The 22,450-nt window shown below is 60.5% G+C and carries 24 protein-coding genes; 10 read left to right on the top strand and 14 right to left on the bottom strand.

From position 1 onward, the window contains the following. Window positions 1-126: 126 nt before the first annotated feature. From AC2FMY_RS14660 to AC2FMY_RS14645, 4 genes are read left to right on the top strand one after another with little or no spacing between them, the layout of a single operon-like run. Window positions 127-1,983 carry an ABC-F family ATP-binding cassette domain-containing protein gene (locus tag AC2FMY_RS14660; protein WP_496807636.1) on the top strand — a complete coding sequence of 619 codons (1,857 nt, stop codon included), beginning with the start codon at window positions 127-129 and terminating at the stop codon, window positions 1,981-1,983. Further along, window positions 1,980-2,372 carry an ACT domain-containing protein gene (locus AC2FMY_RS14655; protein ID WP_480750528.1) on the top strand — a complete coding sequence of 131 codons (393 nt, stop codon included), beginning with the start codon at window positions 1,980-1,982 and terminating at the stop codon, window positions 2,370-2,372. Before AC2FMY_RS14660 ends, AC2FMY_RS14655 begins: the two co-directional genes overlap by 4 nt. Beyond that, a complete protein-coding gene (locus tag AC2FMY_RS14650) occupies window positions 2,369-2,989 on the top strand; it encodes a MarC family protein (protein WP_480750527.1) in 621 nt (206 codons plus the stop codon). Before AC2FMY_RS14655 ends, AC2FMY_RS14650 begins: the two co-directional genes overlap by 4 nt. 37 nt (window positions 2,990-3,026) lie before the next feature. Next, window positions 3,027-3,608, top strand: coding sequence for a retropepsin-like aspartic protease family protein (locus AC2FMY_RS14645; protein ID WP_480750526.1), 582 nt, complete (start codon window positions 3,027-3,029; stop codon window positions 3,606-3,608). Here the strand turns inward: AC2FMY_RS14645 and AC2FMY_RS14640 are convergent. The 6 genes from AC2FMY_RS14640 to AC2FMY_RS14615 all read right to left on the bottom strand — a co-directional run bounded on the left by AC2FMY_RS14640 (window position 3,605) and on the right by AC2FMY_RS14615 (window position 7,464). Next, complete coding sequence (locus AC2FMY_RS14640; protein WP_496807635.1) at window positions 3,605-3,799, bottom strand: hypothetical protein; 195 nt, start codon at window positions 3,797-3,799, stop codon at window positions 3,605-3,607. The two genes, AC2FMY_RS14645 and AC2FMY_RS14640, sit on opposite strands and share 4 nt — an antisense overlap. Before the next feature lie 146 nt (window positions 3,800-3,945). After that, window positions 3,946-4,146, bottom strand: coding sequence for a tetratricopeptide repeat protein (locus AC2FMY_RS14635; RefSeq protein WP_496744378.1), 201 nt, complete (start codon window positions 4,144-4,146; stop codon window positions 3,946-3,948). Further along, window positions 4,143-4,622, bottom strand: a complete 480-nt coding sequence (locus AC2FMY_RS14630; RefSeq protein WP_496807634.1) for a hypothetical protein — start codon at window positions 4,620-4,622, stop codon at window positions 4,143-4,145. The genes AC2FMY_RS14635 and AC2FMY_RS14630 overlap by 4 nt, the downstream gene beginning before the upstream one ends. A 63-nt stretch (window positions 4,623-4,685) precedes the next feature. Further along, window positions 4,686-5,474 (bottom strand): acetolactate decarboxylase, encoded by a 789-nt coding sequence (budA, locus tag AC2FMY_RS14625; RefSeq protein ID WP_480750524.1) that lies wholly within the window; start codon window positions 5,472-5,474, stop codon window positions 4,686-4,688. Between the two features lie 50 nt (window positions 5,475-5,524). After that, window positions 5,525-5,983 (bottom strand): DNA polymerase III subunit chi, encoded by a 459-nt coding sequence (locus tag AC2FMY_RS14620; RefSeq protein ID WP_480750523.1) that lies wholly within the window; start codon window positions 5,981-5,983, stop codon window positions 5,525-5,527. A 2-nt stretch (window positions 5,984-5,985) separates the two neighbouring features. Continuing rightward, window positions 5,986-7,464 (bottom strand): leucyl aminopeptidase, encoded by a 1,479-nt coding sequence (locus AC2FMY_RS14615; protein ID WP_496807633.1) that lies wholly within the window; start codon window positions 7,462-7,464, stop codon window positions 5,986-5,988. Window positions 7,465-7,689: 225 nt separating this feature from the next. On the opposite strand from AC2FMY_RS14615, the gene lptG reads away from it, so the two are divergent. The 5 genes from lptG to rsmA all read left to right on the top strand — a co-directional run bounded on the left by lptG (window position 7,690) and on the right by rsmA (window position 14,082). After that, window positions 7,690-8,790, top strand: coding sequence for an LPS export ABC transporter permease LptG (gene lptG, locus AC2FMY_RS14610; RefSeq protein ID WP_496744384.1), 1,101 nt, complete (start codon window positions 7,690-7,692; stop codon window positions 8,788-8,790). Next, entirely contained in the window at window positions 8,790-10,955 is a 2,166-nt protein-coding gene (locus tag AC2FMY_RS14605) for an LPS-assembly protein LptD (RefSeq protein WP_480750520.1), read from the top strand. Before lptG ends, AC2FMY_RS14605 begins: the two co-directional genes overlap by 1 nt. A 26-nt stretch (window positions 10,956-10,981) precedes the next feature. Continuing rightward, window positions 10,982-12,196 (top strand): peptidylprolyl isomerase, encoded by a 1,215-nt coding sequence (locus tag AC2FMY_RS14600; RefSeq protein WP_496807632.1) that lies wholly within the window; start codon window positions 10,982-10,984, stop codon window positions 12,194-12,196. After that, a complete protein-coding gene (pdxA, locus tag AC2FMY_RS14595) occupies window positions 12,193-13,158 on the top strand; it encodes a 4-hydroxythreonine-4-phosphate dehydrogenase PdxA (protein WP_480750518.1) in 966 nt (321 codons plus the stop codon). Before AC2FMY_RS14600 ends, pdxA begins: the two co-directional genes overlap by 4 nt. An 84-nt stretch (window positions 13,159-13,242) precedes the next feature. After that, window positions 13,243-14,082 carry a 16S rRNA (adenine(1518)-N(6)/adenine(1519)-N(6))-dimethyltransferase RsmA gene (rsmA, locus tag AC2FMY_RS14590; protein ID WP_496744389.1) on the top strand — a complete coding sequence of 280 codons (840 nt, stop codon included), beginning with the start codon at window positions 13,243-13,245 and terminating at the stop codon, window positions 14,080-14,082. A 2-nt stretch (window positions 14,083-14,084) separates the two neighbouring features. Here the strand turns inward: rsmA and AC2FMY_RS14585 are convergent, their stop codons facing one another. The 4 genes from AC2FMY_RS14585 to prfA form a co-directional block, all read right to left on the bottom strand. Next, complete coding sequence (locus AC2FMY_RS14585) at window positions 14,085-15,662, bottom strand: trimethylamine methyltransferase family protein (protein WP_496807631.1); 1,578 nt, start codon at window positions 15,660-15,662, stop codon at window positions 14,085-14,087. Window positions 15,663-15,851: 189 nt separating this feature from the next. Further along, window positions 15,852-16,463 (bottom strand): DUF4167 domain-containing protein, encoded by a 612-nt coding sequence (locus AC2FMY_RS14580; RefSeq protein ID WP_480750597.1) that lies wholly within the window; start codon window positions 16,461-16,463, stop codon window positions 15,852-15,854. Window positions 16,464-16,703: 240 nt separating this feature from the next. After that, entirely contained in the window at window positions 16,704-17,519 is an 816-nt protein-coding gene (gene prmC / locus AC2FMY_RS14575; RefSeq protein ID WP_496744453.1) for a peptide chain release factor N(5)-glutamine methyltransferase, read from the bottom strand. Between the two features lie 26 nt (window positions 17,520-17,545). Beyond that, window positions 17,546-18,601, bottom strand: a complete 1,056-nt coding sequence (gene prfA / locus AC2FMY_RS14570) for a peptide chain release factor 1 (RefSeq protein WP_496744455.1) — start codon at window positions 18,599-18,601, stop codon at window positions 17,546-17,548. Between the two features lie 62 nt (window positions 18,602-18,663). On the opposite strand from prfA, the gene AC2FMY_RS14565 reads away from it, so the two are divergent. Next, window positions 18,664-18,951 carry a hypothetical protein gene (locus AC2FMY_RS14565; protein WP_480750515.1) on the top strand — a complete coding sequence of 96 codons (288 nt, stop codon included), beginning with the start codon at window positions 18,664-18,666 and terminating at the stop codon, window positions 18,949-18,951. Here AC2FMY_RS14565 and AC2FMY_RS14560 read toward each other — a convergent pair. From AC2FMY_RS14560 to AC2FMY_RS14545, 4 genes are read right to left on the bottom strand one after another with little or no spacing between them, the layout of a single operon-like run. Beyond that, window positions 18,892-19,305 (bottom strand): DUF1499 domain-containing protein, encoded by a 414-nt coding sequence (locus AC2FMY_RS14560; protein ID WP_496807630.1) that lies wholly within the window; start codon window positions 19,303-19,305, stop codon window positions 18,892-18,894. The genes AC2FMY_RS14565 and AC2FMY_RS14560 overlap by 60 nt on opposite strands. A 2-nt stretch (window positions 19,306-19,307) precedes the next feature. Further along, a complete protein-coding gene (speB, locus tag AC2FMY_RS14555; RefSeq protein WP_496807629.1) occupies window positions 19,308-20,255 on the bottom strand; it encodes an agmatinase in 948 nt (315 codons plus the stop codon). Continuing rightward, window positions 20,252-21,214: an agmatinase gene (gene speB, locus AC2FMY_RS14550; RefSeq protein WP_496744395.1), complete on the bottom strand. Its 963-nt coding sequence runs from the start codon at window positions 21,212-21,214 to the stop codon at window positions 20,252-20,254. Before speB (AC2FMY_RS14550) ends, speB (AC2FMY_RS14555) begins: the two co-directional genes overlap by 4 nt. Before the next feature lie 52 nt (window positions 21,215-21,266). Continuing rightward, window positions 21,267-22,430 (bottom strand): M20 aminoacylase family protein, encoded by a 1,164-nt coding sequence (locus AC2FMY_RS14545; RefSeq protein ID WP_496744397.1) that lies wholly within the window; start codon window positions 22,428-22,430, stop codon window positions 21,267-21,269. Between the last annotated feature and the right edge of the window lie 20 nt (window positions 22,431-22,450).

Here is a 22,450-nt window from a genome sequence, read left to right as displayed (position 1 = left end):
GGGCCGGAAGCAGGACGAATGAACAGAATCCGAAAGGATGCAACCCTTTGCGGGTTGTCACAGCTTGCGTTCCCTGACCATCTCAAGCCGCTGGCAGCGGCTGCACCACTCTGTTAAGAGCGGCCCATGTTGAGGATAGAAAACATCATGTACGCTGTCGAAGGCCGCCCCTTGTTCGAAGGCGCCTGCGCCACTATTCCGACCGGCCACAAGGTTGGCCTGGTGGGCCGCAACGGCACAGGAAAAACCACGCTTTTTCGTCTCATTCAGGGTGAATTGGCACTGGAATCTGGCGCCATCGCCCTGCCCCGCCGCGCCCGCATTGGCGGCGTTGCGCAAGAGGCCCCTGCCTCACACGTCTCGCTGATCAATACGGTTCTCGCCGCTGATGCCGAACGAACGGCCCTGATGAGCGAAGCCGATACCGCGGCCGACCCGACCCGCATCGCCGAGATCCAGACCCGCCTGGCCGACATCGACGCGTGGAGCGCCGAGGCGCGCGCCGCCTCGATCCTCAAGGGTCTGGGCTTCGACGATGAGGAACAGCTCAAACCCTGTTCCGACTTCTCGGGCGGCTGGCGCATGCGCGTGGCCTTGGCGGCGGTGTTGTTCTCGCAACCCGATCTGCTGCTGCTGGACGAACCGACAAACTACCTAGACCTCGAAGGCGCATTGTGGCTGGAAAGCTATCTGGCGAAATACCCCCATACCGTCATCATCATCAGCCACGACCGCGGTCTGTTGAACCGGACGGTCGGTGCAATCCTGCATCTCGAAGACCGCAAGCTGACGCTTTATCAAGGTCCCTATGACCAGTTCGCCCGACAGCGTGCCGAAAACCTGGCGCAGGCCAACGCCATGGCCAAAAAGCAGGAAGCCCGACGCGCCCATCTGCAATCTTACGTCGATCGCTTCCGCTACAAGGCCGACAAGGCAAAGCAGGCGCAATCACGCCTCAAGGCTTTGGCAAAGATGCAGCCCATCACCTCGCCGCAAGAGGCCGCCCTGCGTGCCTTCACATTTCCCGAACCCGAGGAAATGGCCCCGCCGATTATCCAACTGGAAGGCGGCATGACCGGCTATGGCGAAACGCCCGTGCTGAAACGCCTCAACCTGCGCATCGATCAGGACGACCGCATCGCGCTTCTGGGCAAGAACGGTCAGGGCAAGTCGACACTTTCGAAACTGCTGTCTGACAGGCTACCGCTGATGGCGGGCAGGATGACCCGCAGTTCAAAACTGCGCATCGGCTATTTCGCCCAGCATCAGGTCGACGAGTTGCGTGTCGACGAAACCCCTCTCGACCACCTGCGCCGCCTGCGCCCCGACGAGGCCCCTGCGAAGCACCGTTCGAGACTGGCCGGCTTCGGCCTTGGCGCGGCTCAAGCGGAAACCGAGGTCGGGCGGCTGTCGGGCGGCCAAAAGGCACGTCTGTCGCTGCTGCTCGCCACCATCGACGCGCCACACATGCTGATCCTCGACGAACCCACCAACCACCTCGACATCGAAAGCCGCGAGGCGCTGGTCGAAGCGCTGACCACCTATTCCGGCGCGGTGATCCTCGTCAGCCACGACATGCACTTGCTCAGCGTTGTGGCCGACCGGTTATGGCTGGTCTCTGACGGCGCCGTTAAACCTTTCGAAGGCGATCTGGAGGCGTATCGCGACCTGTTGCTGACCCGGGACAAGCCTGAAACCAAAGAAACGCCGCAAGCGCCCAAACCCAAACGTCCTTCGCGCGATGCCATCCTTGCCCTACGCGCCGATCTGCGCAAATGCGAAGAACGGATCGAGAAGCTGACCGATATGTACGATAAGCTTTCCACCAAGCTGGCTGATCCTGATCTTTACCAAAGCGACAAGGTGTCCGATCTGGAAACCTGGAATCGCAAATTCGCCGAGGTGAGCGAAGCCATGCAGCGCGCCGAGGCGCTGTGGGTCGCCGCCACCGAGCGGCTCGAGGCGGCTGAGGCCAAGGCATGAGTGACCCCGTCAAGGACGCCACCGCCATGATCTCAGGCATGCAGCCGGTGCTGCGCGACGGCGAGTTCGCCTTTGTTGTTTGGCCCCAAGACATCGAGAGGCCTGCAGGAACCGTGGCCAGCTATTCCGAGGACGAGGGGCTGTCGCTCATCGTGCCCCTTGCCGACGCCCCTGATGCCGCCCTGCCCATGCGCTGCATCACATTGCAGGTGTATTCCGCGCTGGACGGCGTCGGGCTGACCGCTGCCGTCTCCAGCGCGCTGGCGAGGGAAGGCATTCCCGCCAATATGGTCGCGGGCTATCACCACGACCACGTCTATGTGCCGTCGGAACAGGCCCTACAGGCGCTCGACATCCTGACACGCTTGCAGAAGGACGCCAAGGAATGATCGACACAGCCTTTCTTGTCACTGCTTTCACCACACTTTTCGTTGTGATCGACCCACCTGGGCAGACCCCGATCTTCATGGCGCTGACGCAGGGCATGGATGCGGCTACTCGGCGCGGTATCGCCGTCCGCGCCTGTCTGACCGCCGCTGCCATCCTCGCCGTGTTCGCGGCCTTCGGAGAGGCGGTTCTGGGCTTTGTCGGCATCTCCATGCCCGCCTTCCGCGTTGCGGGCGGTGTGCTATTGTTTCTGACCGCACTCGACATGCTGTTCGAACGCCGCACCAAGCGTCGCGAGGACCGCGCCGAGGCCGAGGAACACCATGACCCGTCGGTCTTTCCCTTGGGCATCCCCCTTATTGCCGGTCCCGGTTCGATTGCCACCATGATCTTGCTCGCAGGCCAGCAACCAGGGATCGAAGGGCTGGCCGTGGTCATTGCCGTCATGCTGTCGGTACTTGCTTTCGTCTTTTTGCTTTATCTGTCGTCGGGCACGCTGGGCCGATTGCTCGGCAAGACCGGCCTGAACGTAGTGACCCGCCTTCTGGGCATGTTGCTAGCCGCGCTTTCGGTACAGTTCATTCTCGATGGCCTCAAGGCCTTTGGTTTCGCCGCCTGAGTCCCCATATCTGAGACAGGCAAGAAAGGGGAGCTTCATGGACGGCGACAACATCGCACGCGTGATCTATCTGGTCCTGCTGGGATCGGCGGTGCTGATGTGGTTCATCACCCACAACCGCGAAAACCTCAGCCGCACCATGCAACAGGCCACCGCCTGGGTGTTGATCTTTGTTGGCGTTATTGCCGCCGTGGGCCTGTGGGAAGATGTCCGCACCACCATCAGCCCCGCCCCGCAGATGGTCGTCTCGGACAATGCCATCGAAGTGCCGCGCGCCACTGACGGGCATTACTACCTTCAACTTCTGATCAACGGCAAACCGGTTACCTTCCTTGTCGATACAGGCGCCAGCCAAGTGGTGCTCAGCCACCGCGATGCCGAACGGGTCGGAATTGACCTGGACGGGCTGAACTATTTCGGCCGCGCCATGACCGCCAACGGACAGGTTCGCACCGCACCCGTGCGTCTGGACAGTATCGCTCTCGGTCCCTTCTCCGACACCGGCCTTTCGGCATGGGTGAACGAGGGAGACATGGACCAGTCGCTTCTGGGCATGGATTATCTTCAACGCTTTTCGCAGATGAGCTTTGCTAACGGAACGCTTAACCTAAAGCGCTAGTCCGGCAATCCGGCTTTCAACATCGAAGACCGAAACGCCTCGCCCAACGCTTCAATCTTGAACGGAGTCAGCGCCGCAAACTTTCTGGCCGAAAACCGCGGGTTGATAGACAAAACCGCTGCAACGCATTTTGCGACCTCTTTCAAGCCGCCGAAATCCTCATGAATCACCGCCAGCCGGACTTGCGACAACAAACTGTCGGGTATTCGTGTTTCGAGATGCTTGTAAACAACTCTAGCCTATTCCAGATCGCCCATGCCACGATAAACGCCCCCCAAATGGGTCAGATACCAGTCCGGGCAATAGGGCGACAGCCGCATCACCTTGCGCATACTATTCAGCGCCGCCCCGAATTCACCGCAATAGTTATGTGCAATGCCCTGCGCGCGTGAAACAGAGACACGGTCGGGCGTAGTTCAACCGCCTTTTTCAGACTGGCAATCGCACCTTCGAAATCCCCCTGGTTCGTCAGGATGTACCCCCGCAAGTCGTAGGCGTCGGCCATACTGGTGTTCTGCTCCAACAGCTTGTCGCTCAAAGCGCGTGCTTCAGCAAAAGCGCTCCCTGCATTCGCCATGAACCCAAACCGCGCCCCAGCGGCCAGCGGCCAGCGTCCAGCCCAACCTGACGTACATCAACTGACCGCCCCTTGCATACAAAGGTGGAGTTGCGGGCCATCACGAACAGGCCGCCGATATGGGACAGCGCGGTGATGATATCCTCGGTCAGACCATCGGCGAAAAGATCCTGCTTCGCATCACCGGACATGTTGTCCAAGGGCAGAACCGCAATCGACGGCTGTTCGGGGATTTCCAGCCGCTCTCCGGTCAGAACCTCAAAGGTTTCGGCCGTCAGCCGCGCCGGATCAGGATCGATCCCAAAGGCGTGAACCTCGCCTTCGATGTTCTTCAGCTTTTGCCGCTCCAGATCGATAAAATGCACAATCAGCCTGCGTTCCAAATCCGCCTCACAAAAAAAAGCAACGCTCCCCGAACGGCTTGCTTTCAAAAGCATGCGCCGTCACGGCCTCTTTTCAAACCTCGGGACGCGGTTTCTCAAAACGACCACGACGCCGGATCAACCGCCTTCGGCCTTCCTTATCGCGGACACCTCCGCTCCGGGTGTCAGATCGGTTTCCAGAAACGATCCGGTTTCAGGCAGTTCCAGATGCAGCGAGGCGGTATGGTCGATCTCTAACCGTCCCGATACCAGCGAATAGTCCAGCACGTGACCGCCAGTCTTCAAATCCTCGGAAATAAAGTGCAGATGATAACCCGGCACACCGATCCCGACAGCATAATCCGGACAGCGAAAACCCAGGATCGTACCCGTTACATCCCGCAAGTCGAACTCGGCCTGATTTTTGACCACCTCCAGCAACGGTGGATAGGGCGGCTCCTGGCGCGAGACATTGCGATACCCGACTCGACCGATCCGGCCCGTGAACCGGACCGCGTAAAACAGGTTGCGCGACTGCGCGATTTTGTCCAGTCCAGCTTCGAACGCAGCCTTTTCGACCGGTTGCGAGACAACCAATTCAACATCCGGCTCGAATGGCAGGACCGCCGCATAAGGCGTCACCGCATCATCAGGCGCGATGGCCGCCCTGCCATCGTCGGTCAGGCGATAGGCAACGCCCGCATGCACGATCATCTCACCATCCAGCGCGTTGAAGGTACCAAGTCCGAAATCGCCATGACGCAACAATTCGCCTACAGTTAATTCGCCGTCATAGACCCCCTGCATCACCGCGCTCAGCAACGATGCCTGATAGTATTCATGCAGATGGTCGTGCGGCCGAAAGACGTGCTTTGCATTGTGGGCCGCAACGGCGGCTGCAAACGTCAATTCCTCGTCCTGTGGCATTAGGACATCCTTTTGCGTTCAGAGCTACCAGCCTAACAGGAAATCCACTTTCAGGCTTCCGCCTTTTTCTCCCACTGGCCCGATTCTTCCGACCAGTACTGCGCGGCGCATCCCGCGCCGGTCAGCGCCTTCCACTGTCTCCGCGCCCATTCAATCGCCTCCGGGTCGGTGCCATCGAACAGGATACAGACCCGTTCAAGCGCCGCAACCTCGGCTGGCTCTACCTTCGCTCCGTCAATCGCCATCACACAGTCCGGGTTGTTTGCAGCTTCTGGCTCGGTCGTAAGCAAAACGGGTTGCATTGCGTCATGCGGCCCGCCCGACACACCATGCGGCAGGAACGACTCTTCCGGTCCCAGCCACAGTTTCTCGTCCAGCCAGTCAAGCCGCCCCTTGTCGGTACCACGCACCGAGATCCGCCACCCGGCCTGCCGCGCTTTGTTGAGGAGCACCGGCAAGGTCTCCTCCAAGGGGCGTCTGGTCAGGTGATAGAAATAGGCGGCCCCCATGATTATTGCTCGAAATGGTCCTGTATCAACCGGCTGAGCGCCCGAACGCCCCACCCTGTTGCGCCCTTGGGGGCATAAGACGTTTCCTTGGACACGGACGCCACCCCGGCAATATCGAGGTGAATCCAAGGCGTTTCATCCTTGACGAAGCGCTGAAGGAACTGCGCCGCCGTGATCGACCCCGCCGGGCGCCCGCCCACGTTCTTCATGTCGGCGATCTGAGACTTGAGCATCTCGTCATAGGCCTTGCCCAAAGGCATCCGCCACGCGCCCTCATCCTCGGCCTCTGCTGCACGGAGGAACGCGTTGCACAGCATGTCATTGTTGGAAAACACGCCCGCATTCTCGTGCCCCAATCCGATGATGATCGCCCCTGTCAGGGTCGCAAGATCAATCATCCCCACCGGGTTGAAGCGCTCCTGTGCGTACCACATCACGTCACACAGAACCAGGCGACCCTCGGCATCGGTATTGATGATCTCGACCGTGTCGCCCTTCATCGATCTGATCACGTCACCGGGGCGCGTTGCACGGCCCGAGGGCATGTTCTCGACCAGACCGACAAGTCCCACGACGTTCGCCTTGGCTTTGCGCAGCGCCAGCGCGCGCATAGTGCCCGCCACAACGCCCGCGCCCGCCATGTCCATGGTCATCTCTTCCATGCCCGCGGCAGGTTTCAGCGAGATGCCACCGGTGTCGAACACCACGCCCTTTCCGACCAGCGCCAGCGGCGCGTCGTTATTGTCGCCGCCTTTCCATTGCATAACCACGACCTTCGACGGGCTGTCCGAGCCTTGCCCCACGCTCAACAGCGTGCGCATTCCCAGCTCGGCCAGTTGTTCCTCGTCCAGAACCTCGACCTCCAGACCCAGCGCCTCCATCTCTTTCAGACGATTGGCGAATTCGGTGGTTGTAAGCACATTCGCAGGCTCGTTGGTCAGATCGCGGGTCATCAGAACCCCTTCGGCCACCGACCGCAGCGGTGCGAAAGCGGCCTCGGCCTCCTCCGGTTTGCCATGGCAGATGGTGATCTCGCCCTGCTCGCTGGGGTTTTCCGGATCGTCCGATTTGTGCGCGTCAAAACTGTAGCTGCGCAGCGCAAGACCCATTGCCAGATCCTCGATACGCACCTGATTGCCCACCATCACCAGCAGGGATTTTCCACTCGCCGCCTTGGCAAGATCGGCCCCAGCCTTACGCGCCTGATCCGCATCCGGTCGGCGCGATAACACCAGCACGTCCAGTGCCTCTGCCTTCATGCCACTGGGCCAAGCCATCGAAAAAACCTGCCCCGCTTTAGCCTTTTCGAACCGTTCGCTTTCGATCAGCCGCGCCACCGCGCCCTTGGTCAGTCGGTTAGCACGCCGCACTGCAGGGCTCATCTTGCCCTCGGGCGGCACAATAATCGCCACCCGCCCGCCTGCTTCGGCCATCGCGTCCAGGTCAGTGGGCTGAAAACGGATCGGGGTCAGACTGCTCATTTGGCTCTCCTCAACATCTTTCCGCCCAGAGGTAACGCGCTGCGGGCAGGATGACCAGATAGCAGTTTTCCCCGCCTTTCAATTCGACTATGGTCCCCGGAAAACGACTGGCAGGTTCCGGGGGATCACAGTGACTCGATACAGCAGACATATGCTGTCGCGCTTGATGTGTTGTTCTGGCTTCCTTCCCCCGATTCCGTCGAATCGAACGGCGGAGCAGACACAGTGATCCTCGACCGCTATTTCGCACGCCGTTTTGTGCAAAGCTTTCTGTTTATCGGAATGGTGTTTCTGACGCTGATCATGCTGATCGACATGATCGAGCAGGTGCGCCGGTTCGAGGATTACGGGCTGAGCTTCGGACAGCTTTTACAGCTCACCCTTCTGAACACACCAGCCGCCATCAACGAGATGCTGCCACTTTTGATGATCCTGTCGACCATCGTTCTGTTCATCGGACTGGCACGCAGCTCGGAACTGGTGGTCACCCGTGCCATTGGCAGGTCCGGAATTCGAGCCCTGGCCGCACCGGTATTTGTCGCCGTTGTCATCGGTCTGCTGAGTGTGGGCATGCTGAATCCGATCGTCGCCGCAACCGCCGAAAAGTATCAGCGCCTCGCCGAAGGGTACCGAAGCGACGGCGCCTCTGCCCTGTCGATCAGCCGCGAAGGTCTGTGGCTACGCCAAGGTTCAGAAACAGGGCAATCGGTGATTCACGCTACGGGAACCGAGACGCTGGGCGGATTCACCCTGCTCGACGTCACCATTCTGACCTATTCCAACGCGGGCATACCCATTCGCCAGATCGTGGCCGATAGTGCCCGTTTGTCCGACCGGGCATGGGTTCTGGAAAACGCCAAGGCCTGGCCGCTCATTTCGGGACTCAACCCCGAGGTCAACGCCGCGGTTCACGAACGCCTGGAAATCCCAACCACGCTGACGCAAGACCGCATTCTCGACACGCTCGGCCAACAGGACACGATCTCAGTGTACGATCTGCCTCAATTGATCCGCGATCTGCGTCAGGCCGGTTTCTCGACAAAGCAATACGAAGTGTGGCTGCATGCCCAGTTGGCACGTCCGCTATTCCTGATTTCTATGGTTCTGGTTGGTGCGGTCTTCACAATGCGCCATGTCCGCTTTGGCGGTACCGGCATTTCGGTTCTGACAGCAGTTTTGTTGGGTTTTGCACTCTATTTCATGCGCAATTTTGCCCAGATACTGGGACAGAACGGCCAGCTTCCGGTTCTGCTCGCTGCATGGGCTCCGCCGGTTGCCGCGATCCTGCTGTCCATCGGCCTGCTCCTGCACGCGGAGGACGGCTGATGCGGTACTTCTTTCCGGCATTCGTTGCCGGCATGTCCCTGATCTGTCCGTATCACTACGCGCAGGCGCAGACCAGCAGCGGGCCGGTTTCCGACCAGACGAGCGAACAACCCAAGGTGCAACCCGCTTTGCTGGTGGCCGATCGGGTCTTTATCACCGCTGACCGCCAGCTTGTCGCCGAAGGCAATGTCGAGGCCTATCAAGGCGAGGTGCGCCTGCGCGCCCGTAAGATCACCTTCGACCGCACCACCGGCCAGCTTTCGATCGAAGGCCCCATACGCATTGATCAAGGCGGCTCGATCACGATTCTGGCGGATGCGGCCGAACTGGATGAGGGCATGCAGAACGGTCTGCTGCAAGGCGCCCGTTTGGTTTTCGAACAACAGATTCAGCTTGCCGCACAGCAAATGACCCGCGTTGGCGGGCGGTATACCCAGCTCTACAAAACCTCGGCCACCTCGTGTCAGGTCTGCGACGACGGCAAACCGCCCCTGTGGCAGATCCGCGCACAAAAGATCACGCATGACCAGCTTGAACGGCAGCTATATTTCGAAAACGCCCAACTGCGCATTCTCGACGTGCCGGTTTTTTACTTTCCTGCCTTGCGCCTGCCCGACCCTACGCTGGAGCGCGCGACCGGGTTTCTGGTGCCGTCTATCCGCACGACATCGCAACTCGAAACCGGCATCAAGGTTCCTTATTTCTTCAAACTTGGCGATCATAAGGACCTGACGCTGACGCCATATCTGTCGCCACGTACGCGCACGCTTGGATACCGTTATCGCCAGGCCTTCAAGAACGGTCGGATCGTGATTGAAGGCGCACAAACAGACGACGATCTGTACCCCGGCGAGGCTCGCGGTTACCTCTTCGCAGGCGGCGCCTTTTCAGTCTGGAACGACTATCGCCTGACCTTCGATCTCAAGGCGGTATCCGATGACGCCTATCTTGTCGATTACGGCCTTCCCGATCTTGACCGCCTGCGCAGTGAAATCGCACTGGAAAAGATCAAACGCGACAAAGCCTTTCGCACGAGCTTCATCCACTACAAGACGCTGCGCGAAAGCGAGAATCAGGACGACATCCCTTCGCGCATTTTTGACGTGAATTTCGAACAGCGTTTCTTTCCAGCCGCGATCGGCGGTGAGGTGCGTCTGGCATTTGATGGCCACGGGCACCAGCGCACCAGCACCGAGGATGTCGTAGGGCGCGATGTGGCCAGCGCGACGTTTGACGCTGAATGGTTCCGGTCATGGATATTCCGCAATGGCTTGCGCGCCGACTGGCAAATCGGCGCAGCAGCAGACAAGTTCCGCATCTGGGACGACAGCACCTTCCCCAGCGAGGTGACCCGTATCACCCCACGCACGGCTCTGACCCTGCGTTATCCGATGTCTCTGGTTACCGCCTCCGGCGTCACTCAGACCCTCGAACCAATCGCCCAAATCGGATGGACCAACGTCACGGACAGTGACGTGCCAAACGACGAAAGCCAGTTCGTCGAATTCGACCAGGGCAACCTGCTGTCGCTGTCGCGTTTTCCCGCAGATGACCAGCGCGAGGACGGAACCACCGCCGTTCTCGGCTTGAACTGGGCAATGTATGACCCGCGCGGATGGCAGACCTACGCAACACTCGGCGGCGTGTTCCGCGACCCCGCCGATCCTCGTTTTTCCAAAACCTCCGGTCTGGATGGCGTCACGTCCGATTTACTCATGGCCGGTCAGATCAGATCCGACAACGGCTGGTCCCTGACCGCCCGTGGTCTGCTGAACGGCCAGTTCAACTTTGACAAAGTGGAACTGCGGGGCGACTGGCGGGCGGATCGCGGGGGATTGACCGGAACATATGTCTGGCTGGGGCGCGACCCGCAGGAAGACCGAGATCAGGCAATTTCCGAGGTCTGGCTCAATGGTCGCTACATTCTGTCCCAGAACTGGACCACCCGTGCCGAAATCCGGTATGACATCAACGACTCGCGCGCAATCAACGCCGGGTTCGGATTGGCCTATCAGAACGAATGCGTAACCGTTAACTTCTCCGTCAGGCGGCGCTTTACCGAAACATCGAGTATTGAGCCCACGACCGATTTCGGGTTTACCGTTGCCCTGACTGGTTACGCGGTTGAAGGCGGGAACAAGACATACAGGCGAACATGCACTTGAATACGAGTATTCCGACACGACCACTGATGCGCTGGCTGAAATCAATGATCCCGGCGCTGGTCTCAGCCGCCGTGCTGCTACCTGGAGACACCTCCGCGCAAAGCCTGTTCGCCCCCGCCATCAAGGTCAATCAGGACGTGGTGACCTGGTACGAGTTGGACCAGAGGATGCGGTTCATGGAGCTTTTGGGTATTCCTGGATCGTCCGAGGAGGAGGTTCGCAAAACCCTGATAGACGACAGGCTTCGGCGCCAGGCTATCGAGGACGCCGGGATCGAGATTGCACCCGAAGATGTTCAGGTTGGGATCGACGAGTTTGCTTCACGCGGGCAGTTGTCCTCCGAGGAATTTTTGAAACTTCTGGGCGATCAGGGCATCGCTCCTGAAACCGTCCGTGATTTTATCAAGAATCAGCTGGAATGGCGCGACTATATCAGCGCACGCTACATCTCCCGTGCACGCCCCTCCGACGACGAGATCGACCGCGCAATGGGAAATTCCAGCACCGGTGGCCTGCAGGTCCTGCTGTCGGAAATCATCATCCCGGTCAATCAGCAGACCCTCGCCCAAGCCGAGGATCTGGCGCTGCAGATTTCGCAGCTTGACAACTACGACGCCTTTTCCACTGCCGCCACGCAATATTCCGCATCCGACACGCGCAACAATGGCGGGCGGCTCGACTGGCTGCCTCTCAACAACCTTCCGCCGGCGTTACAGCCCGTGATTCTGGCGCTCAATCCCGGCGACATCACAGAGCCGGTTACGCTACCCAACGCCATCGCCCTGTTCCAGATGCGCGGCATCCGCGAGGCCGCCAGCGGAACGCCGAACTACGCCAAGATCGACTATGCCGCCTACTATCTGGCGGGCGGACGCAGCCCCGAAACCCTCCAGACTGCGGCCGAGCTTCGCGAGAGCATAGATACCTGCGATGACCTCTACGCCAAGGCGCTGGGTCAACCGTCCGAGGTGCTTGACCGCGTTTCGGCGAGTCCCTCCGAAATCCCGCGCGACATCGCGCTGGAACTGGCTCGTCTCGATCCCGGCGAAAGCTCTACTGCGCTGACCCGCAACAACGGGCAGACGCTGATCTTCCTAATGCTGTGCAACCGTGTGCAGGATTTTGGCGCGGACGTCTCGCGTCAGGATGTGGCAAACGCGCTGGCGCAACAACGTCTGCAAGCCTTTGCCGACAGCCTGCTGGAGCAGTTGCGCGCCGACGCCCATATCATCGAACAATGAGCGCGCCGATTGCCCTGAGCTGCGGCGAACCTTCGGGCATAGGCCCCGAGATTGCCGCCAAGGCCTGGGACCGGTTACGCGATACCTGCCCGTTCTTCTGGATCGGCGATCCGTCGCACCTACCCACCGGCACACCGGTCGCCGAAATCTCCGATCCCGCCGAGACCGCAAGCGCCTGCGCCACGGCGCTGCCGGTGCTGACCCTGCCTTTTGCGGCCCCGGCACGCCCCGGCCAGCCGGAACCGGCCAACGCCTCAGGCGTGATTTCCGCCATCGAAAGGGCGGTCTCTCTGGTTTTATCCGGTGCGGCATCTGCTCTCTGCACGGCGCCAATTCACAAGAAGGCACTGATCGACGGGGCCGGGTTTGCCTATCCCGGTCATACCGAATTTCTCGCCGCCCTCGCGGCCCGCGACCGCGTGGTGATGATGCTGGCCAGCGACCAGCTCCGTGTTGTTCCGGCGACGATCCACATCGCTCTGGCAGATGTTCCTACTCGCCTGACCGCCGATCTGCTGCGTGACACCATCGCTATCACGGCCCAGGGGTTGCGAACCCAGTTCGGAATCGCGCATCCCCGTATTGCAGTGGCGGGTCTCAACCCCCATGCTGGTGAAAGCGGTGCCATGGGGCGCGAGGAGCTGGACTGGATCGCGCCACTGATTGCCGAAATGCAATCGGAAGATATGACCCTGACAGGGCCGCACCCGGCCGACACGATGTTCCACGCCGCCGCGCGGGCGCGTTATGACGCGGCCATCGCCATGTACCACGATCAGGCCCTGATCCCGATCAAGACGCTCGATTTCGACCGCGGTGTGAACGTCACGCTTGGCCTGCCTTTCATCCGCACCTCTCCCGATCATGGTACCGCCTTCGATATCGCAGGACAGGGCATTGCCACCCCCTCCAGCTTGATCGAAGCCCTGAAACTTGCCCAACGCATGGCACAAAAACCTTGATCCTTCACGTGGCTGGAAATATCCCCGCCGCAGGCAAGAATTCTCTGGCGCATCCCCTCCATTCCGCGCCACGGTAACCGGATCATGAGTGCAATCGACCCCCTCCCCCCGCTGCGCGAAGTTATCGCCAAGCACCAACTGTCGGCCCGCAAATCGCTGGGCCAAAACTTTCTGCTTGATCTGAACCTCACCGCCAAGATCGCGCGTCAGGCTGGAAACCTGACCGACTGCGACGTGCTGGAAATCGGGCCCGGCCCGGGTGGCCTGACCCGCGGGCTGCTTTCTGAGGGCGCGCGCAAGGTGGTTGCGGTCGAAAAAGACACCCGCTGCATTGCCGCACTCAACGAGATCGCCACTGTTTATCCGGATCGCCTCGACATCATCAATGGCGACGCGCTCGAAATCGATCCGCTGCAACACCTGACCCCGCCAATCCGCATCACTGCCAACCTGCCCTACAATATCGGCACCGAACTACTGGTGCGTTGGTTGACCCCTCCGGAATGGCCGCCCTTCTGGCAGAGCCTGACCCTGATGTTCCAACGCGAAGTGGCCGAGCGCATTGTCGCCCAGCCCGGAGGCAAGGCCTATGGCCGCTTGGCCATCCTTGCCCAATGGCGATCCGAGGCGCGCATCGCAATGTCCCTACCCCCCGGTGCCTTCACGCCACCGCCCAAGGTCTCAAGCGCGGTGGTGCATCTGACCGCCCTGCCCGAACCGCGCTTTCCCGCCGATGCCGCCACACTGTCGCGCGTCGTCGCCGCAGCCTTTAACCAGCGCCGCAAGATGCTGCGCGCCTCGCTCAAGGGCGCCGCCCCTGATATCGAAGATCGTTTATTGGCAGCGGGCATCCAACCTACCGAACGCGCAGAACAGGTCTCGATTGAGGCGTTCTGCGCACTGGCACGGGAAATCGCGAAATAGCCTCAGATCACCTGCGTTCCGCCGCCGTGATGCACCGCATCCACGATGAACCGGTCCGCCGCTTCGACCACTTCGGCGATTTCGCGTCGCTGCTCCTCGCTCAACACGCCGCCTTCTGGGGTTGAACCGATCGCGGCCAGCGCCTTGTCGCGGGCCACCTCGAACGCGGTGCGGCGGCCCGATTTCTCGTAATCGTCGCGCCCCTGCCGCAAGAAGACATCCGGTTGATGCTGATCCCGGCACAGCGCCAGTGTGTGGGTACTATCCAGGAAATGGCCACCTGCGCGCACCTTCAGCATCTCGTCCCAGTTCAGGCTTTCCGCGTTAATCTCGACCGGCTGCATGAACCGTCGCACCATCGCCCCAATCTCGTCATCCAGAACGGCCTGAACCGGGCTGAACACGGTGGCACACTCCAGTTGTCCGACGCCGCCCAGAATATCGGCCCCAGAGGTTGCGACCGTTTGCGTGATCAGCGCTCGTTCCGCCATCGATTGATGATCCGCATCCGGCGTGTCCGACCCCGATCCATAGGTATGTGTCGGCAGGTCGAACCCATACCGCATCAACTGAACCGCCATCGAAGCGGCCTGAATCGACTCAGGGCAGGATTGCAGCGCCGAGCCGGTCCGCATATCCAATGTGAACATCAGCGGCACCGCGATGACCGGCGTTCCTGGAACCAAAACATGCGCCACCGTCAGCATCGACAGGATCTCGGCAGCCGCCATCAGCACCAGCCCCGCCGAGGTCAGGGGTGCCGTTCCCCCCGCCGAAGGCAGGGAACAGGCATGCAGCGGCAAGCCCAAAGCACCAGCCTGCAGGATCACTTCGGTATCCATGTACTTGAATTCCAGTGGCGAAAAGGAACAGGTGATCACCGAGGTGATCGGATACCTGCGCAGCGTGTCCTCACCCCCTGCAGCAATTGCCGCCACCTTCAGCAGGAACTCGATGTTCTCCTTGCCATAGGGTTGCATCCAGCAATGTTTGTTGGTGTGCGACACCATCTCGGCAAAGGAATGTACGTCCGAAGTCACCTCGGGCACGCCATGCACAAAAGGATGGGCGATGAAGCCGACCTGATCAAGGCCGCTTGCCACAGCAGCCATCTCACGCACTGCCTTGAGGTCCAGATTGCGATAGCGCGAATCTCGGGGATCGACATAACCGTGCGCGCCGGTGCCAGTGCGCATAATGAACCCGCCATCGGCACGCGGAATGGGCAGGTCCAGTTCGCGGGTCTTTCCGGCCAGCGTGAACGCGCGAGGCGCGGCGGTCAACGCCTCCTCGACCAGTTCGCGGGGAAAGCGCAACCGGTCGGCATCCCGGCCTTGCGTCGCACCTGCGGCCAACAGTGCCTCGCGCGCTTTGGGGTGGATGACGACCACGCCATAATCCGCAAGCAGGTCGAGGCTGCGGGCGCGCATCACCTCGATCTCAGCATCGCTCAGAAAACCGAATCGCGTCCCGGCCAGGGAGGCAGGCGATAGCTGAAAGGCGCCGGGTGCCTTGATTTCAGGCGCAGGGGTAGACCGACGGCGGTTACGACGGGTGGGGGTTCTGATATCTGTTTCCATAACTTGATCCCGAAAAATGGAAGTTCCAGGGCGTTATGGCACACACCGATTAAGCTCACTGCCTGCCGACTTGAGCTGCGCGAGATTAGGAATGTCGAACGCATCAGTCAATTGCCCGCTGACATCACGGTAAAAGAAAGGCGCCGCCCCGCAACCGGAACGGCGCTCTTCCAATCCTGACAGATCGAATTATTCTGCGGCTTCAGCCGGCCCACCATCGTTTGGCGAAGGCTGACCCGACTCGGACGTTGCGACCTCTTCAGGCTGTTTCTTTGCGCGTGGGCGACGCGGCGCCTTTTTGGGCTTGGGTTCTTCCCCCGCTTCCGCTTTCTCGGCTCTTTTCGCCCTCGGCTTGCTCTCCGGCGTTTCGACCAGACCATGGTCCTCACCCGCGCCGGTCTCGCTCAAGTCCAGAACATCTGGCTGCGGTGTCTGTGCCGGATCCGCTTGTTGTGTCGCGGCCTCGCGCTCCTGACGCTCGGCGCGTTCGCGGTCGCGCTCGGCCTGCCGCTCGCGGTTCTGCCGCTCCTGCTCCTCGCGACGCGCATCGATCTCGCGCTGGGCTTCGCCCAACATACGCAGATAGTGCTCGGCGTGCTGCTGGAAATTCTCGGCCGCAACCCGGTCATTACCCAGTTGCGCATCACGGGCCAACTGGTTGTACTTGTCGATGATCTGCTGCGGCGTACCACGCACTTTTCCTTCGGGTCCGGAACTGTCGAACACCCGATTGACAACATTACCGCCAGTAGGACGGTTGCGGTTATTCTTCGCCCGCGAGCGGGATTTGGAAGATCTCATTTTATCTAACGTCAGCCTTGTACTTCGCTGCCGATCAACCCGTAACTTATGCCTTTCCGAGGCCTTTTGATGTGACGAGAAGTCGACTTTTTTGGGCTTATTGTCGGAGGCGAGCTGAGAAAGCGTCAACCTCATCGACATCCCTGAGTAAACACGTCCTGACGGCACAGACAAGAGGGGATCGGCGAATTTCGCGGCTTTTTTATCCCAACAAGCGTTTTTCGGCCCTTTTTGCCACATCTAGATCGGCGAACGGGCCGAAATCACACGATCTCGGCCATCGAGATCCGGAATGGCGCGGATATCCGCCAGCCCGGCTGCATCGAACAGGGTGCTCACCTGCCGCGCTTGTGTCGGGCCGATCTCTACTAAAATCCGTCCACCGGGCAACAGGTAATCCGGCGCGCCCGCAGCGATCCGCCGATAGGCGCCCAACCCGTCGCCCTCGTCGGTCAGGGCAAGGCGTGGTTCATGCTCGCGCACTTCTGCCGACAGGCCTTCCATCTCATCCAGGGCGATATAAGGCGGATTAGACACGATCAAGTCGAACGTCCCGCCGACGCGCCCGAACCAATCGGATTGAATAATGCCCGCCCGATCCTGCACACGGTGCATCACTGCGTTGGCACTGGCCTGCAGGCAAGCGGCTTCGCTCACATCGACGCCCACGCCCATGGCGCTTGGCCGTTCGGCCAACAGCGTCACCAAAATGCAGCCCGACCCGACCCCCAGATCCAATACCCGGTCGAACGGCTCGCTGAGAGCCACCTCGACCAATGTCTCGGTTTCCGGACGCGGGTCCAGCACATCACGGCTGACCTTGAACCGACGGCCGTAGAAATCCCGCTCGCCCAGCAGATGCGACACCGGTACCCGGATGGCCCGCAGCGAGATCAACTGCTCGTAGCGGTCCGATATTTCCGGCGACAGTTCGTCAGGGGCAATCAGCGTTACCCGGCTCGCTTCAATCCGCGCCGCATGGGCCAGCAAAAGCCGCGCGTCGCGCGCCGGATCGGCCACGCCCGCCGCCCGCAACCGCGCGGTAGCAGCCACCATGGCCTGCGCCGCTGTCTGTAAGCCGGTCACTGCGCCATCTCCGCCAAAAGCCGCGCCTGATCGTCGGCGGTCAACGCGTCGATCACCTCATCCAGATCGCCCTGCATCACCTGATCCAGTTTGTAGAGCGTCAGGTTGATCCGGTGATCGGTCATCCGACCCTGCGGAAAGTTGTAGGTCCGGATGCGCTCCGACCGGTCGCCTGACCCCACCTGGCTGGCGCGGTTGGCTGAGCGTTCGCTGTCTATGCGCTGACGCTCCAGATCGTACAGTCGCGTTTTGAGCACCTGCATCGCGATCTCGCGGTTGCGGTGTTGCGATTTCTCAGAACTTGTCACCACGATGCCGGTCGGCAAGTGCGTGATCCGTACCGCCGAATCGGTAGTGTTCACATGCTGACCGCCCGCACCAGAACTGCGCATGGTGTCGATGCGGATGTCGTTCGCGTCGATCTGGATGTCCACATCCTCGGCCTCGGGCAACACCGCCACCGTAGCCGCCGAAGTATGGATACGCCCACCGCTTTCCGTCTCGGGCACCCGCTGCACCCGATGCACGCCGGATTCGTACTTGAGCCGCGCAAAGACGTTGTCGCCCTTGATATGGGCCACCACTTCCTTGATGCCGCCCAGTTCGGTCTCGTGCTCTTCGATGATCTCGAGCCTCCAACCCCGTGCCTCGGCATATCGCTGGTACATTCGCAACAGATCACCGGCAAACAGCGCCGCCTCATCCCCTCCGGTTCCTGGCCTGATCTCTAGTATCGCGGGCCGAACATCGGCCTCGTCCTTGGGCAAAAGCGCCAATTGCAACGCATGTTCGGCCTCGGGAATACGTGCTTGAAGAACTGAAATTTCCTCCTCGGCCAGATCCTTCATGTCCGGGTCCGCCAATATCGACTCGGCCTCGGCCAAGTCATTCACCAGCTGCCGCCACGCCATGATCTGCTCTACCACCGGTTTCAGATCGGAATACTCCTTGGCGAGAACAGCGATATTCCCGCCCGAGGCGCCATCCGACATGGCGGCTTCGAGATACTGGAATCGCTGCGTAATCTGTTCAAGGCGTTCTTCTGGGACCATTGCGGCGGTGTCTATCATCCCAGGCCTCTGGTCAAGAGCCCAAGCCGTGCTAAACTCGGGACATGAAACGTTTGCTGATCCTGATTGGCCTGCTGGCCACGCCCGCATGGGCCGATGTCGTCGGACCCGGCGGCAAGGTGCAGGATTGCTATTGCACCGACAGCAAGGGCAGCCGGGTCGAACTGGGCGAGATGATTTGCCTGCAGGTGGATGGCCGCATGTTCATGGCGCAATGCCAGATGTCGCTGAACGTACCAATGTGGCGCGAAGTGCAGGAGGGGTGTTTGTCGTCAGGGTTGCAACCGCCCAAGCCATTCTTCAACCCGCTTCTGGTTTACCCCAAGATCTGAGCCCCCGAACCGCAGCCGCGCATGAATGCGCAAAGTGTCGCCATCCTGCTGCACGGTTGTGTAATCCGGAAATCCGAACACTCGGGTGCGAGTGATGTAAGTTACCATCCCCTCCTCCACGGACCCGATCAATACGCCTGTGCGCGGCGTCGCCCGCGCAATGGCATCCAGACGCGACAGTCCATCCGGCCCGGTTTCGACGACCCGCAACACCCCCGCCTTGAACGTCCGGTCCACATCCCCTACCGGCTCCACGTGCCACTGTGCCGGGTCGGACGGGGCAAGACGGATATATCCGAATCCTGCAACCATCACAGCCGCCACCAGCCAGAATACCACCATCCTCAGTCTCATGACTAGCGCGAGGCCACACCGGGCAGGATGCAGATCAGCTCATACAGCAAGTTGGCCCCGGTCAACGCGGTATTCCCCGACGGATCATAGGGCGGCGACACCTCAACCAGGTCGCAGCCGACGATGTTCAGCCCCTTCAGCGCATGGATCAGCTCCAGCGCCTGCGGCGTCGTCAGCCCGCCGATCTCGGGTGTGCCGGTGCCGGGCGCATAGGCCGGATCGAGGCTGTCGATGTCATAGGTGACATAGACCGGTCGATCACCGATCTCATCGCGGATCCGCGAGCCAAGGGGCGCAAGGCTCTGGTGCCACAATTCCCACGCCGGGAAATGGTTGAAGCCCCACCCCTGCACCTCGGTGAAATCGCTGGCTGCATATCCCGAACCGCGAATGCCTATCTGATAGGTCAACTCGGGCACGATCAGACCTTCCTCATATGCGCGGCGGAACACAGTGCCGTGGGTCTCGCGCTCGCCGAACATCTCGTCATTCACATCCGCATGGGCATCCACATGCACCAGCGCCACTGGCCCGTGCCTGGCGGCAATCGCGCGCAGGATCGGCAATGTGATCGAATGATCACCCCCCATCGCCACCGGTATCACGCCGCTGGCAAGGAAGCCGTCATAGCTTGTCTTGATGATCTTCAGGCTCTCGGCCAGCGAAAACGTGTTGATCGCAAGATCCCCGATATCGGCGATCTGCAGACTGCCAAAGGGCGCAGCCCCGGTCGCCATATTATAGGGCCTGATCATCGCGCTTTCGGCCCGGATCTGTTTCGGTCCGAACCGAGTGCCCGACCGCCACGAGGTACCGATATCCATCGGCACCCCCAGCACTGCCACATCCAATCCCTCAGGCGATGCCACCTGCGGCAATCGCATGAAGGTATTTGGCCCGGAAAACCGCGCCAGATCGTTACCGCTGATCGGTTGGTTGAACGTGCTCATCTCAACTTGTTCCACCCCAGCAGGCAGATGATTTGCGTCGCGATATGCGCACCCGCAATCGCCGTCGCGCCCGAGGTGTCATATGGCGGCGAGACCTCGACCACATCCCCGCCCTTGATGTTGATCCCGGCAATGTCGCGCAGGATGATCTGCGCCTGTATCGAACTCAACCCGCCCCAGACCGGCGTACCGGTGCCGGGGGCATAGGCCGGGTCCAGCCCGTCGATATCGAAGCTCAGATAAACCGGATTGTCGCCCAGAATACCCTTGATCTTCTGTGCCACAGCCGCAGGTCCGGCCTCATAGACCTCGCGGGCATCGATGATATTGACGCCCAGCGTGTCCTCGTTGGTGGTGCGTATCCCCACCTGAACCGAGCGCGTGGGGTCCACGATCCCCGATTTCACCGCCTTGTAGAACATGGTGCCATGATCCACCCGGTTCATGTCATCGTCGGCCCAGGTGTCGGTATGCGCATCGAATTGCAGCAATGACATCGGGCCAAATTTTTCCGCGTATGCTTTTAGGATCGGAAAGCTGATATAGTGATCCCCCCCAAGCGCGACAGAGGCCACATCCGCCGCCAGAATGGTTCGGATATGATCGGTCAGAGTGTCGGGAAAGGCCGGGATATTGGCATAGTCATAAGCCATGTCGCCATAGTCCACGATGGCCAGCTCGCTCAGCGCATTGAACGGCCAGCCATAGGGTTCATCGGGCGATTGCAGCGAACTCGCCTCGCGAATGGCGCGCGGCCCTAGCCGTGTACCGGGCCGGTTGGTCACCGCCTGGTCGAACGGGATGCCGGTGACGGCAATATCGACCCCTTTCAGGTTCTTGGTGTAAAGTCGCCGCAGGAACGATGTCGCCCCGCCAAACGTGTTTTCAAAAGACAACCCCTTGAGTTCCGGATTGGTGAACGCTTCATCCACCTGAGTTTTTGAATCTTCCAGTGCCATTGATTGCTGGTCCTTGCCTTGGTTCCCGGTAGGATGGTGATGCGCGAAAACGTCAAGCCACCGGCAGCGCCCTCTCCACGATCCTCGCAAAGAAAGACGCACCCACCGGCGCGATCTCGTCGTTGAAGTTGTATTTCGGATGATGCAGGCCTGCGCTGTCACCCTGCCCCAGGAACAGATACGCCCCAGGCCGAGCCTGAAGCATGTAGGAGAAATCCTCGGCCCCCATCTCACGCTCGCCATGCGATACTACGCGCCCGTAACCGGCAATCTCGCGCGCGATTTCAGCGGCAAACAATGTCTTGTCCTCATCGTTGATGGTCGCGGGGTAACCCACTTCATAGTCCAGCTCGGCCTCGACCCCATAGCTGACCGCCTGCCCCTGCACGATCTGCGCCATCCGCTCCATCACCATCTTCTGCACTTTCGGGTCAAAAGTCCGTACGGTGCCGTTGATATAGGCGGTCTCTGGGATCACGTTATCAACGGTGCCCGTGTGGATCTGTGTGACCGAAACCACCAGATCGTCCAGTGCATAATTGTTGCGACTCACGATCGTCTGTATCGCCTGAGCGATGCCGCAGGCCGCCATCACCGGGTCGCGGGTCTCGTGCGGCATCGCACCGTGCCCGCCCCTGCCCTTGACATGGATGTGAAAAGTGTCAACGGCCGCCATGATCGGGCCGGGTGTGGTATAGAATGACCCGACCTCGTTTCCGGGCGCGTTATGCAAAGCATAGACCTCGGAAATGTCGAACCGGTCCATGATGCCTTCATCGACCATCACACCCGCACCACCTCCCGCCTCTTCGGCTGGCTGAAAGATCAGTGCGGCACGACCTGAGAACCTGCGCGTCTCAGCCAGATAACGTGCGGCCCCCAAAAGCATAGCCGTGTGCCCGTCATGACCACAGGCATGCATCTTGCCGGAGGTTTTCGAGGCATAGTCCAGCCCTGTCTCCTCGATGATCGGCAGCGCATCCATATCGGCGCGCAGCCCAATGGTCGGCCCCGGCTCGGTCCCGTTGATGATTGCCACCACCCCGGTGCGCGCAATGCCTTCATGGATTTCGTCCACTCCAAACTCGCGCAAACGCTCGACTACGAACGCCGCCGTTTCATGGCAATCCAATCCCAGTTCCGGGTTGGCGTGCAGGTACCTGCGCCATTCGGCCATGTCAGCGGCAAACTCTGCAATACGGTTCACGACAGGCATAAAGGGTGGACTCCTGATCC

The sequence above is a fragment of the Ruegeria sp. YKSE079 genome, assembly GCF_059612845.1.
This window is presented reverse-complemented; position numbering and strand designations above follow the sequence as displayed.